The sequence below is a fragment of the Burkholderia sp. BCC0506 genome (assembly GCF_902833145.1).
Lineage (GTDB): Bacteria > Pseudomonadota > Gammaproteobacteria > Burkholderiales > Burkholderiaceae > Burkholderia.
This window is the reverse complement of sequence record NZ_CADFEN010000001.1, coordinates 758,730-772,895: the sequence shown is the minus strand read 5'-3', so window position 1 is coordinate 772,895 and position 14,166 is coordinate 758,730. Positions and strand designations below refer to the sequence as shown.

The 14,166-nt window shown below is 68.6% G+C and carries 12 protein-coding genes and 1 pseudogene; 6 read left to right on the top strand and 7 right to left on the bottom strand.

Features of this window, described 5'->3' with window-relative positions; translation table 11 throughout:
- Positions 1–110: 110 nt before the first annotated feature.
- The 6 genes from HWX62_RS03325 to HWX62_RS03300 form a co-directional block, all read right to left on the bottom strand.
- A complete protein-coding gene (locus tag HWX62_RS03325; protein WP_175929868.1) occupies positions 111–404 on the bottom strand; it encodes a hypothetical protein in 294 nt (97 codons plus the stop codon).
- 195 nt (positions 405–599) lie between these two features.
- Positions 600–2,879, bottom strand: coding sequence for an FdhF/YdeP family oxidoreductase (locus HWX62_RS03320; protein ID WP_175929869.1), 2,280 nt, complete (start codon positions 2,877–2,879; stop codon positions 600–602).
- Positions 2,880–3,003: 124 nt separating this feature from the next.
- On the bottom strand, positions 3,004–5,844 hold the full coding sequence (locus HWX62_RS03315) for an AAA family ATPase (protein WP_175929870.1): 2,841 nt from the start codon (positions 5,842–5,844) through the stop codon (positions 3,004–3,006).
- 602 nt (positions 5,845–6,446) lie between these two features.
- A complete protein-coding gene (locus HWX62_RS03310; RefSeq protein ID WP_175929871.1) occupies positions 6,447–6,716 on the bottom strand; it encodes a hypothetical protein in 270 nt (89 codons plus the stop codon).
- Between the two features lie 104 nt (positions 6,717–6,820).
- The gene (locus tag HWX62_RS03305; protein WP_175929872.1) at positions 6,821–7,636 is read right to left on the bottom strand and encodes a family 1 encapsulin nanocompartment shell protein; all 816 of its coding nucleotides are present in this window, start codon (positions 7,634–7,636) and stop codon (positions 6,821–6,823) included.
- Positions 7,629–8,708: a Dyp-type peroxidase gene (locus tag HWX62_RS03300; protein ID WP_175929873.1), complete on the bottom strand. Its 1,080-nt coding sequence runs from the start codon at positions 8,706–8,708 to the stop codon at positions 7,629–7,631. The genes HWX62_RS03305 and HWX62_RS03300 overlap by 8 nt, the downstream gene beginning before the upstream one ends.
- 414 nt (positions 8,709–9,122) lie before the next feature.
- Between HWX62_RS03300 and HWX62_RS03295 the strand changes: the two genes are divergently transcribed.
- From HWX62_RS03295 to HWX62_RS03280, 4 genes are all read left to right on the top strand, one after another.
- Positions 9,123–9,500, top strand: coding sequence for a LysR family transcriptional regulator (locus tag HWX62_RS03295; protein WP_175930157.1), 378 nt, complete (start codon positions 9,123–9,125; stop codon positions 9,498–9,500).
- A complete protein-coding gene (locus HWX62_RS03290) occupies positions 9,497–9,949 on the top strand; it encodes a phosphate-starvation-inducible PsiE family protein (protein WP_175929874.1) in 453 nt (150 codons plus the stop codon). The genes HWX62_RS03295 and HWX62_RS03290 overlap by 4 nt, the downstream gene beginning before the upstream one ends.
- An 84-nt stretch (positions 9,950–10,033) precedes the next feature.
- On the top strand, positions 10,034–10,489 hold the full coding sequence (locus HWX62_RS03285) for a DUF1269 domain-containing protein (protein ID WP_175929875.1): 456 nt from the start codon (positions 10,034–10,036) through the stop codon (positions 10,487–10,489).
- A gap of 34 nt (positions 10,490–10,523) precedes the next feature.
- Positions 10,524–10,772: a hypothetical protein gene (locus HWX62_RS03280; protein WP_175929876.1), complete on the top strand. Its 249-nt coding sequence runs from the start codon at positions 10,524–10,526 to the stop codon at positions 10,770–10,772.
- 74 nt (positions 10,773–10,846) lie between these two features.
- Here HWX62_RS03280 and HWX62_RS03275 read toward each other — a convergent pair.
- Positions 10,847–10,963, bottom strand: a pseudogene (locus tag HWX62_RS03275) (NAD-dependent formate dehydrogenase); the annotation flags it as partial.
- A 230-nt stretch (positions 10,964–11,193) separates the two neighbouring features.
- Between HWX62_RS03275 and HWX62_RS03270 the strand changes: the two are divergent.
- The gene (locus HWX62_RS03270) at positions 11,194–12,720 is read left to right on the top strand and encodes an FAD-dependent oxidoreductase (RefSeq protein ID WP_175929877.1); all 1,527 of its coding nucleotides are present in this window, start codon (positions 11,194–11,196) and stop codon (positions 12,718–12,720) included.
- A 215-nt stretch (positions 12,721–12,935) separates the two neighbouring features.
- The gene (locus tag HWX62_RS03265; RefSeq protein ID WP_175929878.1) at positions 12,936–14,141 is read left to right on the top strand and encodes a zinc-dependent alcohol dehydrogenase; all 1,206 of its coding nucleotides are present in this window, start codon (positions 12,936–12,938) and stop codon (positions 14,139–14,141) included.
- Positions 14,142–14,166: the final 25 nt, after the last annotated feature.

The following is a 14,166-nucleotide window of genomic DNA, read 5'->3' as shown; positions in this document are numbered from 1 at the left end:
CAAGTTGATCTGGAAAAGTATGATGATGCAGTTCGCGCTTATTTACCGGAGCGCTTTACCATCGGAGTCTGGGTTTCAACCCGCGTCACACTCCACGCGGTGAGTCGTCGCTATTCACGATGCTCGTGCTCGCGTTCGTGCTCATGCTCGCGCCACGGATCGCGATCGCGCGGATGATGATGCCTCCACTCGTCGCGTTCCCAGTAGCGATGGCCGTCCCAGTAGCGGTCGCCGTGCATGCCGATCTCGACCGATACACCGGCCCCCGGGGCGGGCGCTCGCTCTTCGTACCTCGGTTGCGGTGCACCGTAGCCTTGCGCGAAGGCCGCGCCGGTCGCGGCGAGTGCGCCGCCTGTCACGAGGGTCGCCAGAATTCGACGCGTTGCAATTGTCAGGGGTTTCATCGAGCCGTCCTCCATTCGATACCGGACAACACCTAACGCGCATGATTCGTTCCCGTGTGGCGCGGCAGATGCTTCGCTCGCCTATCTCGACCCTGCCGCCGCATCGATGGCGATGCGCGGCCGCGAGACCGAAGAGCGGGGCGGCAGGCGGGCTGAAAGGCGCGGCGTATGCCGCGACCCAGCTCTCCCGCGGCATCACACCACCGCCGAGCGCGCGACGCGCACCGGCACCGACTTGTACGACGGCGTGCCGCTTTCCTTGTCGATGTAGTCGAGCGGCACGAGTACGTTCGCTTCCGGGTAGTACGCGCCGACCGAGCCCGGCGCGATGTCGTACTCGATCGCGGTGATCTTCTCGAGGCGCAGCGTGCGGCCCGACGCGGTGACCGTCTCGATGTCGACGAGGTCGCCGTGCTCGAGCCCGTACTTCTCGAGATCGGCCGCGTTCATGAACAGCACGTCGCGCCGGCCGAACACGCCGCGATAGCGGTCGTCGAGCCCGTAGATCGTCGTGTTGTACTGGTCGTGGCTGCGCAGCGTGATCAGCCGCAGCACGTGCTCGGCGCCGAGCACGTCCGCGTCCTCCTTCACGCCCTTGTAGACCGAGAACATCGCCTTGCCGGTCGGCGTCGGCCACACGCGCTCGGTGGGCGGCAGCGGCAGGCGGAAGCCGCCCGGCGTGCGGATCCGCTCGTTGAACGCCTCGAAGCCGGGCACCGTCTTGTCGATCAGGTCGCGGATGCGGTCGTAGTCGGCGATCAGGTCGAGCCACGCGACCTTGCTGTTCGGCAGCGTCGCATGCGCGATGCCGGCGACGATCGCGGGCTCCGAGCGCAACCGGTCCGACGCGGGCTTGAGCTTGCCGGCCGACGCATGAACCATCGACATCGAATCCTCGACGGTGATCGACTGCCGGCCGGTGGCCTGCATGTCGAGCTCGGTGCGGCCGAGCACCGGCAGGATGAAGGTTTCCTTGCCGACCAGCAGGTGCGAACGGTTCAGCTTCGTGCCGAGATGCACGCTCAGGTCGAGCTTCGCCATCGCCGGGAACGACACCTCGGGATCGGGCAGCGCGACCGCGAAGTTGCCGCCCAGGCACAGCAGCGCCTTCGCGGTGCCGTCGATCATCGCCTGCATGGCCTGAACCGCGTCGTGTCCGTGCCGCGCGGGCGGCGTGAAGCCGCACACGTCCTCGATCTTCTTCAGGAACTCGGCCGACGGCTTCTCGGTGATGCCGACCGTGCGGTTGCCCTGCACGTTCGAGTGGCCGCGCAGCGGGCAGATGCCCGCGCCGGGCTTGCCGAAGTTGCCGCGCATCAGCAGCAGGTCGGCGATCAGGCGCACGGTGGCCGTGCCCTTGTTGTGCTGCGTGACGCCCATTCCGTACGTGACGATCGTCGCGTTCGACTTCGCGTACGCGAGCGCGACCTGTTCGAGCTGCGCCTGGCTCAGGCCGCTCGCGCGCTCGATGTCGTCCCACGACGTGGCTTCGAGGTCGGCCGAGAAGTCGTCGAAGCCTTGAGTGTGCTGCGCGATGAAGTCGCGATCGAGCACGCCGCCTTGTTCGGCCTCGAGCTTCAGCAATGCCTTCATGATGCCTTTCAGCGCGGCCGCGTCGCCGCCCGCATCGACCTGGTAGTACGTCGACGCGATCCGCGTGGAACCGAACGACGCCATCTCGATCATGTCCTGCGGATCGGCGAAGCGTTCGAGCGCGCGCTCGCGCAGCGGGTTGAACACGATGATCGGCACGTTGCGGCGCGAGCATTCGTGCAGCGTGCCCATCATCCGCGGATGGTTCGTGCCGGGGTTGTGGCCGATCGAGATGATCAGCTCGCAGTGGTCGAAGTCTTCCAGCGACACCGTGCCCTTGCCGATGCCGATCGATTGCGGCAGGCCGACGCTGGTCGGCTCGTGGCACATGTTCGAGCAGTCGGGGAAGTTGTTGGTGCCGAGCTCGCGCGCGAACAACTGGTACAGGTACGCGGCTTCGTTCGACGCGCGGCCCGACGTGTAGAACTCGACCTGCTCGGGCGGCAGCGCGCGCAGCACTTCGCCGATGCGCGCGAACGCGTCGTCCCACTCGATCGCGCGGAACGTGTCGGTCGCGCGGTCGTAGACGAGCGGATGCGTGAGCCGGCCCATGTTCTCCAGTTCGTAGTCCGACATGCGCAGCAGCGACGACACGGTGTTTGCCGCGAGGAACTCGGGCGTCACGCGCTTGGTCGTCGCTTCCCACGTGACGGCCTTCGCGCCGTTCTCGCAGAACTGGAACGTCGACTTGTGTTCCTTGTCGGGCCACGCGCAGCCGGGGCAGTCGAAGCCGTCGGGCTGGTTGGTCCGCATCAGCACGATCGGCGCCTCGATGGTTTCCATCTGCGTACGTACCGCCTCGGCTGTCGCGCGAAGCGCGCCCCAACCGCCGGCGGGCCCATCGTATTTCCTGATCCCTGGCACTTCGCGTCGATTTGTCATGGTGAATCTCCAATAGCCGGGCCCGATGCGGGTGGCTCGGTTGCGCCGTGTCGCGGCGTGGGGCGGCTCCGTCCGGCGGACGGAGCCGGTCATGCGTGCCCCGGGTTGCAGGGCATGCGTTTTTTTAGTGAGCGTCCTTCTTCGCGCCGGACGACTTCTTGCCGGGCTTCGCCGCGGGCGGCGGGGCGTCGGCGGGCGCGACGTCAGGCTTCGCGTCGCCGGTTGCCTTGGCGGCCTTGCCGTTCGATTTGGCCTTGCCGTCGGCGTCGGGCTTCGCTTCCGTCGTATCCTTCGCTTCAGGCGCGGCGAGCTTGTTGAACTTCACTTCGTCGCTGGCCTTGTCGTAGTCGAGCTCGCACTTGTCGCCCGACTTCAGCCGGTCGGCGAGGATCTCCTTCGCGAGCCGCGTCTCGATCGTCTGGCGGATCTGGCGATTCAGCTCGCGCGCGCCGAATTCCGGCTGGTAACCGACTTCGGTCAGGTGCTCGACGAGCGAGTCGCCCATCACGAGCGCGATGTCCTGCGCGGCGGCCGTGCGCACCACGCGGTCGAGCTGGATCTGCACGATCGCGCGGATGTTGTCCTTCGACAGCGCATGGAAGACGATCACCTCGTCGATCCGGTTCAGGAACTCGGGCCGGAAATGCCCCTTGAGCACCTGCATCAGTTCGTCGCGGATCGCCTTGTCGGTCTTGCGCGCGGCTTCCGGCTGCGTGAGGTTGTCCATGATGATCGCCGCGCCGAGGTTGCTGGTCGCGATGATGATCGTGTTGCTGAAGTCGACCACGCGGCCCTTGCCGTCGGTGAGACGCCCGTCGTCGAACACCTGCAGCAGCACGTTGTAGACGTCCGGATGCGCCTTCTCGATCTCGTCGAGCAGGATCACGCTGTACGGGCGCCGCCGCACGCGCTCGGTGAGCTGGCCGCCCTCGTCGTAGCCGACGTAGCCGGGCGGCGCGCCGATCAGCCGCGCGACCGCGTGGCGCTCCATGTATTCGGACATGTCGATGCGGATGATCGCCTGCTCGTCGCCGAACACGGTCTCGGCCAGCGCCTTCGCGAGCTCGGTCTTGCCGACGCCGGTCGGCCCGAGGAACAGGAACGTCGCGATCGGCCGGTGCGTCTGGCCGAGCCCCGCGCGCGACAGCCGCACGGCATCGCTGACGGCGACCACCGCGTCGTTCTGGCCGACCACGCGCTCGCGCAACTGCTCTTCCATCTTCAGCAGCTTCTGACGTTCTTCCTGCGTGAGTTCGGATACCGGGATGCCGGTCAGCCGCGACACGACCTCGGCCACCGATTCGACGGTCACTTCGAGCGTCTCCGAGCCGGTCTTGCGCTGCCACGCTTCCATCATCTCGTCGACGGCCTTCTGCTTCGCGTTGATCTGCTCCTCGAACTGCTTCGCTTCGTCGAAGCGCTTGCGCGAGGTCGCATAGTCCTGCTCGCGCTTCAGTTGCGCGATCTGCGCTTCGCCCTCCTGAATGTCGACCGGGCGCGACGTCGCGCCGATCCGCACGCGCGCGGCGGCCTGGTCGATCAGGTCGATCGCCTTGTCGGGCAGGAAGCGCGACGTGATGTAGCGGTCGGCGAACTCGGCGGCCGCGACGAATGCGTCGTCGGCGAACGTCACCTGGTGGTGCGCCTCGAGGCTGTCGCGCAGCCCGCGCAGGATGACGATCGTCTGCTCGACGCTCGGCTCCGGCACGAACACGGGCTGGAAGCGGCGTTCGAGCGCGGCGTCCTTCTCGATGGTCTTCTGGTATTCGTTGAGCGTCGTCGCGCCGATCAGGCTCAGCTCGCCGCGCGCGAGCGCGGGCTTCAGCACGTTCGCGATGTCGAGGCCGCCTTCGCCGCCGCCCTGGCCCGCGCCGACGATCGTGTGCAGCTCGTCGATGAACAGGATCAGCTCGTCCTGCTTCGCCGTCACTTCGTCGATCAGTTGCTTCGCGCGTTCCTCGAATTCGCCGCGATACTTCGCGCCGGCCACCATCGAGTTGATGTTGACTTCGACGAGGCGCTTGTCGCGCAGCACTTCGGGCACGTCGCCGTTGACGATCCGCTGCGCGAGGCCCTCGACGATCGCCGTCTTGCCGACGCCCGGCTCGCCGATCAGCACCGGGTTGTTCTTCTTGCGGCGCGCGAGCACCTCGATCGTGCTCTCGATTTCCTGCGCGCGGCCGAGCACCGGATCGAGCTTGCCCTGGCACGCGATCGCGGTCAGGTCGCGGCCGAACTTGTCGAGGTTCGGCGTGCCGGTCGGCGTATTGACGCGGCCGTCCTCGGCGCCCTTGCCGACGACCTTCACGACCTTCTGGCGCAGCGCCTCGGGCGTCACGCCGTATTTCTTCAGCAGCGTGCCGGCGACGCTGTCCGGCACCGACGCGAGGCCGATCAGCAGGTGCTCGGGGCCGATGTACGAGTGGCCGAGATCGCGCGACGCCTGGAACGCGTACTGCACGGCCTTCTTCACGCGCGGCGAGATCGACAGCTTGTCGAGCGGCGCATCGGGGTCGGCCGTGCCGGTGTGCGCGTGCGCGTCGATGTACGACTGAATGTCCTGCGGCGACAGCTTCAGTTCCTTCAGCAGCGCGGCGCACACGTCGGTGTCCGCGAGCGCGTACAGCAGGTGCTCGGAATCGAGCTCGCCGCGGCGCAGTTCGTGCGCCTTCTCGGCGGCGCGCTGCAGCAGTTCGAGCGTCTGTTCGCTGAACGCGTCGGTCGGGTCGACCGATTCGCGCGGAATCTCGGCGGCGAGCGGCGATGCGTCGCCGAGCCCGCCGAACAGCGACGACGGGCCGCCACCGCCCAGCAGCGAATCGAACGGATTCAGCATGCTCTGATGCCGCATCAACTGACGGAAATGGTAGTCGCAGATCGAGATCGTCTTGCGCTCGCCGTCCTGCATCACGGTTGCGCGCGCGACGGCCGGCCGGGCGTGACAGATGTCGCAAAGTGCGGGCATGGTGGTCTGGCTCCTGTCGGTGAAGGCGGGTCGAAGGTGAAGTCCCGATGCGGTGCGGCGCTCGCGCGTCCCGACCGCACGCACGGCGCGCACCGCGGCGGCGCGCGTGCCGCATCCGGCCGCTCGCGCAGCGCGCGCCGGCGGCGCGTACGGTCGCGGTCGGGGCGGGAAGCGCGCGTGCTGCGAGGCGCCCACGGCATCGCTTCGACTGCGTTCAAAATAGCGAATCGGCACGGGCCATCCAAGACACAGTTCCATGCCGGGCCGGCCGTGAATTGCACCCTCACATGCGCGCGCCTTCGGCCGGCAAGGAGTACAGACGGGCCAGCGCGCGGCGGCGCGGGCGTGGGCGGCGCGTACGGCTCGCGGTGGACGGGGGCGGGGAGAGGCCGCGCGCGAACGGCGCGCGGTGCGACATGGGCGCGCAGGGCGCCGGCAGCCGGAAAACGGCGGGCAAGACGGGATACGACGCGCGGCGCGGGCGCGACGCGGGTACGCCCGGCCACGCACGCAGCGCGGCCGATGCTTGCCGGGAGGCTGGCGAAGGCCGGGAGCGGTTGCACGGTACGCGCCGGACATCGCGCAACCGTGGTGAACCGCGATCAGTCGGACAGTGTCATCGCGAGCCGTTGCCGTGCGATCTGCTTGACGTCGGCCGACAGCGCCGCATTCTGCAGACCATTGGCCCAGACGGAAAACGAATCCTCGATCAGGTTGCGCGTGTCGGGCGGCAGCTCGGCCAGCATCAGCGACACGACGGTAAACAGTACGGCGGTATCGCTCGCCTGGCTGCCCGCGTTCGCATCGACCGTCTGCTTCAGGGTAGCGACAGACGCCTGCAGCGCCTGTAATGCGTCATTCGATTCGCTCATGAAATCCTCCATGCAAGATGGGTTGGATCGGCGACGAACCTGCGGCCAGCGGCGCGGCCGCCGCGCGCGACGCCCGGGCGGGCATCGCGCGCCGGCCACCGCATTCAGGCGGCCGTGTTGCCCTGCGGCGCCACGGCCACCGATGCTTCGCTCGTCAGCATCAGGAACGTGAACGTTTCGCGCAGGTACAGGCGGACGCTCTTGTCGGTATGGCTCGTGTAGCCGATCGACACGTCTTCCCCGAGGTGCAGCTCGTAATCGCCGCCGCGCGTGGACAGCACGCAGCCGCCGCTGATCGCCGGCGCCCAGATGATCTCGCCGCTGACGATGCGCTTGATATGGCCGAGGACCGGATAGCCCTGGTCGCGCGCTTCGCTGAGTGCGGTGTAGGCATCCGACCCGAGCACGACCGAGTACGGGCCGTCCACGCCGGCGAGGCGCAGCGCTTCCAGCGCGTCGCTGATCGCGTCCGGGTACGCGCCGACGTCGGCCGGCAGCGTGAGCCGGCGGTTCGACGTGCCTTCGCGGATGCCGACGATGCCGGCCGCCGGGTAGCCGTCGAAGATCGCGCCGTCTTCGGCGAACGCGAGCCGCTGCGCGGCTTCCTTCGCCGGCTGCCAGTCGGCGTCGCGCGCGCCGCGCTCGACGCTGTCGATCGCGTCGCGGCTCAGCTCGAACGGCACCGTCAGCTCGACGATCGTGCGCACTTCGCGCAGCCGCGCGTTCACGTGCTCGCGCGGCGCGGCGACGTCGAGCAGGTGCCCGGTGCCGACGGCCGACAGCTCGGGGCCTGCGGGGCCGTCGACGTCGACCACGCGGCGGCCGGCCACCGATCGTTTGAAGGTGCGCGCGACCTCCTCTTCGATTTGCTCCCACGCGGACGACGAGATCGGGGCGAGTTCGCGATGCAGGTTATTCATAGGTCGGGGTTCCTTTCAGCGAGCCGATGTTCAGCGAGCCGTCGCGCTGCGGTGCGGAAGGCGCGGACGGCGTGGATTCCGGTTGGGCGGCGCCGGCGGCCGGCGCCGGGCGGTCGGCGAGCGCTTCGAGCAGGTCGGCCGACGGCACGAAGAACAGCGAGCCGGTGACCGCGCGGCTGTAGTCGAGCAGGCGGTCGTAGTTGCCCGGCGGGCGGCCGACGAACATGTTCTCGAGCATCTGCTCGATCGGCGCCGGCGAGCGCGCATAGCCGATGAAATAGGTGCCGAATTCGCCGGCGCCCGGGCGCCCGAACGGCATGTTGTCGCGCAGGATCTTCACTTCCTGGCCGCCCTCGTCGAGCGTGGTCAGCGAGCTGTGCGAGCACGATGGCTTCACGTCCGGCGCGAGCTCGATGTCGGACAGCTTGGTGCGGCCGATGATGCGCTCCTGCGTCTCGACCGCGAGCGCGTTCCAGCCGGCCATGTCGTGCAGGTACTTCTGCACGAGCACGTAGCTGCCGCCCGCGAATTCGGCGTCTTCGTCGCCGATCACCGTGAAGTCGACCGCTTCGCGGCCTTCCGGGTTCTCGGTGCCGTCGACGAAGCCGATCATCGCGCGCTGGTCGAAATTGCGGAAGCCGTGCACCTCGTCGACGACCGTGACCGCGTCGCCGAGCGCATTGAGCAATTGCGTCGCGAGTTCGAAGCACAGGTCCATCGCTTCGGCGCGGATGTGCAGCAGGATGTCGCCGGGCGTCGCGACCGCGACGCGCTGGCCGGCGCCGAATTCGCGGAACGGATGCAGCGACGCGGGGCGCGGTTCGCCGAACAGCGCATCCCATGCGTCGGAGCCGAAGCCGCACACGCACGTGAGGTTGCCGCCCGGCACGCGCTTGCCGACCGAGCGCACGAGCGCGGCGATGTCGCCGCACCACGAACGGATCGTGTCGGCGTGATCGGCGCCGGGATTGATCGTCGCCACGAGAAAGATCGCGCTGCGCGTGATCGTGCTGTGAACGGCCTGGGAGAGCGGGGGAGGCGTGGTCTGCATCGCGGCTTGCCGGTCAGTCATGTCGGGACGGACGGGCCGCGGCAGCCGCGGCGCGCGAAGGCGAACGGTTGAACTGTGTCATGCGACTGTTCTCTTTGTGACATGCGGATGAAGGACGTTGCGCGGGCATCGCGCAACGGGCCGCAGCGGCGGCGGCCGGCCTCCGGCGCGAAGAGGAGGCGGACGGGGTGGCCGCGCGTTCGCCCGGCGCGTGAGCTGCCCGCACCGCGTAACGTCGTCGAGCATGCAATCTAGCAGCTTCGGCGGGTCTTTGGAACACGTATCGACGATCTGTCATTCGAATGGGTCAAACAAGGCCGGATTTTGTGCGGCGCCCGCTCAGCTGTACTCCTGGCGCGCGCGGCGCTGTGCTCTTGAGCGTGCGTGTCGCGTGCAGTAGATTAGGTTCCGCTCTGCCCGACGACGCCCGTCATGATGAACCTTTTGGAAGCGATGCGTATTTTCGGTGCAATCGTCGAGCATGGCGGGCTGTCCGGCGCGGCGTCCGATCTGAAGCTCGACGTCGCACGGGTGAGCGCGCGGCTCGATGGCCTCGAACGCTATCTCGGCTGCCGGTTGTTGCTGCGCCGCGCGGGCGACGCGGTCGTGTGCACCGAGGCCGGCGTCGCGTTTTACGCGTGTTGCCGGCGCACGCTGTCCGCGGTCGCGCAGGCGACCGGCGCGAGCGGAGCCGATGCGTACGCAACGGTTTCCCGCCAGCCCGTCGCAGGCTTACCGCTTCCCGAAACCACCCGCTGCCGCGACGGAACGTCGATCGCGGCACCCACGACACTGCACCGGATAACGCGTTGAATACATCCACCGCCTCCCCCGATACGGCCGCCGAGCGCATCCGTCGCCGCTTCGGCCATTTCCTTCACGCGGCCGAGCTGGCCGGGCTGGTCGTGATCGGGCTGGCAACCGCGTTCGCGATGACGCAGGAAGCGTGGAAGGTCGTGCTCGCGGGCGAAGTGTCGCTGACCGACCTGCTGCTGATGTTCCTGTATCTGGAAGTGCTCGCGATGGACTTGCGCTACCTGCGGCTCGGCAGGCTGCCGGTGCGGTTTCCGCTGTTCATCGCGATGACGTCGCTCGCGCGCGACCTGATCCTGCGCGGCGCGACCGACAGCCCCGAGCGGATGCTGATGACGACCTTCGGGATCGTGCTGCTCGCGCTCGGCGTGCTGATCCTGAGTTTCGGCCAGCATCGCTTTCCGGCGGACGTCGACGATGTCGAGGACGATGTGCATGCCCGCAAGTAACGCGCGGGCAGCGTTCGAAGCGAACCCCGGCGCGCCGTGCGACGTGCGGCGGCCCCCCTCTCATCCCAACACACGAGGTGCCGCATGACCAGGCAATTGATCGTCGCCGTATTCGGCAGCGTCGAGACGGCCCGTCAGGCCGCGAACGATTTCGACGCGTTGTCGGAGAAGAACGAAGGATTCGATATCGAGAATGGCGTCGTCGTCGAGAGGGATGCGAACGGCAAGCTCGCGGTGCTCGATGCCGAATCGCGGCCGTTCAAGGGCGGCGTGATCGGCGCGTTCGCGGGCGGCTTGCTCGGCCTGCTCGCGGGGCCGCTCGGCGTGGTGACCGGCATGGCGGCCGGCGCGGGTGCCGGCATCCTCGCGCAAGCGGCCGGCAATGCGCTGCTCGACGGCACGTTCGTCGAGACGGTCGCGGCGCGGCTCGTGTCCGGCACCGTCGCGGTCATTCTCGAAGCGAAGGAGGACACGCCGTTCTCGGTCGACAACGTCGTGACGGGATTCGGCGGCAAGGTCTTTCGCCAGGCGCTCGACTGAGCGCGCGCCTTTCGAACCGATTCGGGAGCGTTACATGCGCATCGATCAATCCTACCGGCGCTTCGACATCGCGGCGACGCTGTCGCCGCTGCCCGGCAATCGCGCGATCGCGGTCGTCGATGTGACGACCGACGATCCGGATCGCCTCGCCGATCTCGGCACCGGCCAGTTCCTGCAGATCCGCAAGTGGCTCGAGTCGAACGACATCGCGCTGCTGACGGCGGTGTTCGACGAGTGCAAGGTCGCGATCGACCACTACGCGGACAACGTCGACGACGCGTGAGGGCGAGCGCGCCAGCGCATGGGCGGGCTTCGCGTTACCGCCGGCGTGCTGCGATCCGCATTCATCGTGACGTGCGTCGGCGCGGTTTGACCGTCCGCATAGCGCGTGATGACCGGAATCGCGTCGCGCACGTAGCGCGGCGGATAGCCGTCGACGGGATCGGGGTAGAGCACGCACAGCACGGTGGCCATCGGGTAGCGCTCCTATGACGGGGGAAGGGGCACGCGGATTGCGCGGGTCGCGCGGCCCCTCGCTGCGCGGCCGGCGTGTTGCGCCGCAACGTCGATCACGTTCTACGTCGGTCATGGATCGCGTACAAGCTACAGTCCGCGTTTGCGTGCGCTGCGGGGCGTCTGTACCTGTTCTTTTCAGGAGGGATGGCGATAATGGGATCGTTACCTGACTTTTCGGGAGCCACGTCATGACTGGAAGCGATGCGTCCTCACCCGATCTCACGCAAGGGATCGCGCTCGACGATCTCGCCGACGGCGCGATGATCGAAGGCCATGTCGGCGATACGGCGGTGCTGCTCGTGCGCCGCGGCGACGAATTGTTCGCGGTGGGCGCGCAATGCCCGCACTACGGCGGCCCGCTGGCCGAGGGCCTGCTGGTCGGCGACACGATTCGCTGCCCGTGGCATCACGCGGCGTTCTGCCTGCGCACCGGCGAGATGGCGCGCGCGCCGGCGCTCGACGGGCTGCCGTGCTGGCGCGTCGAGCGGCGCGACGGCCGCGCCGTCGTCCTCGATGCGCGGCCGGCCGCCGTGCCGCCCGCGCTGAAGGCGGCCGGGCTGCCCGCGTCGGTCGTGATCGTCGGCGGCGGGGCCGCTGCGATCGCGGCGGCCGTGACACTGCGGCAGGAAGGCTATCCGCATCCGGTCACGCTGCTGAGCGCCGATGCCGATCCGCCGTACGACCGGCCGAACCTGTCGAAGGATTACCTCGCGGGCACGGCCGAGGCCGACTGGCTGCCGCTGCGCGCGCCGTCGTTCTATGCCGAGCAGCGGATCGACGTGCGCTGCAACACGCGGGTCGCGCGCATCGATCCCGCGCAACGGGCGGTCGAGCTGGCCGACGGCAGCCGTATCGAATACGGCGCGCTGCTGCTCGCGACCGGCGCCGAGCCGAATCGGCTGAACGTGCCCGGCGCCGATCTGCCGCACGTGTGTACGTTGCGCTCGCGCGCCGATTGCGATGCGTTGATCGCGAAGCTGAAAACCGCGCGTCGCTGCGTGGTGGTCGGCGCGAGCTTCATCGGGCTCGAAGCGGCGGCCGCGTTGCGCACGCGCGGGCTCGACGTGCACGTCGTCGCGCCCGATCCGCATCCGATGGGCCGCGTGCTCGGCGATGCGCTCGGCGACACGGTCAAGGCGCTGCACGAAGCGCACGGCGTCGTGTTCCATCTCGGCGCGACGCCTGCGGGGATCGCGCCGGACAGCGTGACGCTGTCGAGCGGCGACGTGCTGCCGGCGGACGTCGTGCTGGTCGGCATCGGCGTGCATCCGAACGTCGGGCTCGCGCAGGATGCGGGGCTCGCCGTCGAACGCGGCGTGACGGTCGACCGCTTCCTGCAGACGAGCGCGCCCGGTATCTACGCGGCCGGCGATATCGCGCGCTGGCCCGATCCGCTGACGGGCGAGCGGATTCGCGTCGAGCACTGGGTCGTCGCCGAACGGCAGGGCATCGTCGCGGCGCGCAACATGCTCGGTCAGCGGCGGCCGTTCGACGCGGTGCCGTTTTTCTGGAGCCAGCATTACGACCTGACGATCCGCTATGTCGGGCATGCGGAGCAATGGGATCGCGTCGAGATCGACGGCCACCTCGGCGCGCACGACTGCTCGATCGCGTACTGGCGCGGCAACACGCGGCTCGCGGTCGTGACGATCGCCCGCGATCTCGACAGCCTGAAGGCCGAAGCGGCGTTCGAGCGGCAGATGGCGCCCGCGTGACGTCGGCTCGACGACACCTGGCGTTGCTGATGAACTCGCTGATCGTGTTGTCCTATCCGACGGACTGACGCGCCGGCACGGTTTTTCCCCGGAATCGAAGCGCTTCGCTGTCCGCGCATCGCGGCGCGCCGCGCGCGCCCGCACAGGCGCACCACTTGCTCGATCGGCTCGACGGTCACATTCACCGTTTCCGCTTTCGACAAGGAGGGCCTGACATGAAAGCAGTCGTATTTCACGGCATCGGCGACATTCGCATCGACACGGTACCCGATCCGGAAGTCTCCGCGGCGACCGACGCGGTCGTGCGCCTGACCGCCAGCGCGATCTGCGGCACCGATCTGCACATGGTGCGCGGCACGCTCGGCGGCATGAAGCCGGGCACGATCCTCGGGCACGAGGGCGTCGGCATCGTCGAGGCGGTCGGGCGCGACGTGCGCAACCTGCGGCGCGGCGATCGCGTGCTGATTCCGTCGACGATCGCGTGCGGCAGCTGCGCCTACTGCCGCGCGGGCTACACCGCGCAATGCGACGTCGCGAACCCGGGCGGGCCGCGCGCGGGCACCGCGTTCTTCGGCGGGCCGGCCGATACGGGCCCGTTCGACGGGCTGCAGGCCGAATATGCGCGCACGCCGCTTGCGCACGCGAGCCTGATCCGGCTGCCCGATGCGATCGACGACGATCGCGCGATCCTGATGTCGGACATCTTCCCGACCGGCTATTTCGGCGCGCAACTCGCGGAAGTGAAGCCGGGCGACACGGTCGCCGTGTTCGGCGGGGGGCCGGTCGGCCAGTTCGCGATCGCGAGCGCGAAGCTGATGGGCGCCGGGCGCGTGATCGCGGTCGACCGCGTTGCGTCGCGTCTCGAGATGGCGTGCGCGCAGGGCGCGGAGATCGTCGATTTTTCCGAGGACGATCCGGTCGACACGATATTGCGGCTGACGGGCGGGATCGGCGTCGACCGCGTGATCGACGCGGTGGGCGTCGACGCGATGCGCGCGACGCACGGGCCGGCCGCGGCCGATCGCGACGCCGCGCGCGCGTTCGATGCGGAAGTCGACGCCATTGCGCCGCACCGCAAGCCGGACGGCCGCAACTGGGTGCCGGGCGACGGGCCGTCGCAGGTGCTGCAGTGGGCGGTGCGCGCGGTCGCGAAGGCCGGCACGATCTCGGTGATCGGCGTGTATCCGCCGGCGGCGCGCGTGTTTCCGATCGGCGACGCGATGAACCGCAACCTCACGATCAAGATGGGCAACTGCAATCACCGGACGGTGACGCCGCCGCTCGTCGAGCTGGTGCGCAGCGGCGCGTTCGACCCGCTGTCGGTGCTCACGCGCAGCGAGCCGCTGACGAACGCGATCGATGCGTATCGCGCGTTCGACGTACGCGAGCCGGGCTGGATGAAGGTGAAGCTTGCGCCATGACGACGACACGAACCGAAACCGGGAG

Coding starts and splice junctions, on each gene's coding strand:
- HWX62_RS03300 (WP_175929873.1), bottom strand. CDS start 8,708: ATGACTGACCGGCAAGCCGCGATGCAGACCACGCCTCCCCCGCTCTCC.
- HWX62_RS03310 (WP_175929871.1), bottom strand. CDS start 6,716: ATGAGCGAATCGAATGACGCATTACAGGCGCTGCAGGCGTCTGTCGCT.
- HWX62_RS03270 (WP_175929877.1), top strand. CDS start 11,194: ATGACTGGAAGCGATGCGTCCTCACCCGATCTCACGCAAGGGATCGCG.
- HWX62_RS03295 (WP_175930157.1), top strand. CDS start 9,123: ATGAACCTTTTGGAAGCGATGCGTATTTTCGGTGCAATCGTCGAGCAT.
- HWX62_RS03325 (WP_175929868.1), bottom strand. CDS start 404: ATGAAACCCCTGACAATTGCAACGCGTCGAATTCTGGCGACCCTCGTG.
- HWX62_RS03265 (WP_175929878.1), top strand. CDS start 12,936: ATGAAAGCAGTCGTATTTCACGGCATCGGCGACATTCGCATCGACACG.
- HWX62_RS03320 (WP_175929869.1), bottom strand. CDS start 2,879: ATGACAAATCGACGCGAAGTGCCAGGGATCAGGAAATACGATGGGCCC.
- HWX62_RS03285 (WP_175929875.1), top strand. CDS start 10,034: ATGACCAGGCAATTGATCGTCGCCGTATTCGGCAGCGTCGAGACGGCC.
- HWX62_RS03305 (WP_175929872.1), bottom strand. CDS start 7,636: ATGAATAACCTGCATCGCGAACTCGCCCCGATCTCGTCGTCCGCGTGG.
- HWX62_RS03280 (WP_175929876.1), top strand. CDS start 10,524: ATGCGCATCGATCAATCCTACCGGCGCTTCGACATCGCGGCGACGCTG.
- HWX62_RS03315 (WP_175929870.1), bottom strand. CDS start 5,844: ATGCCCGCACTTTGCGACATCTGTCACGCCCGGCCGGCCGTCGCGCGC.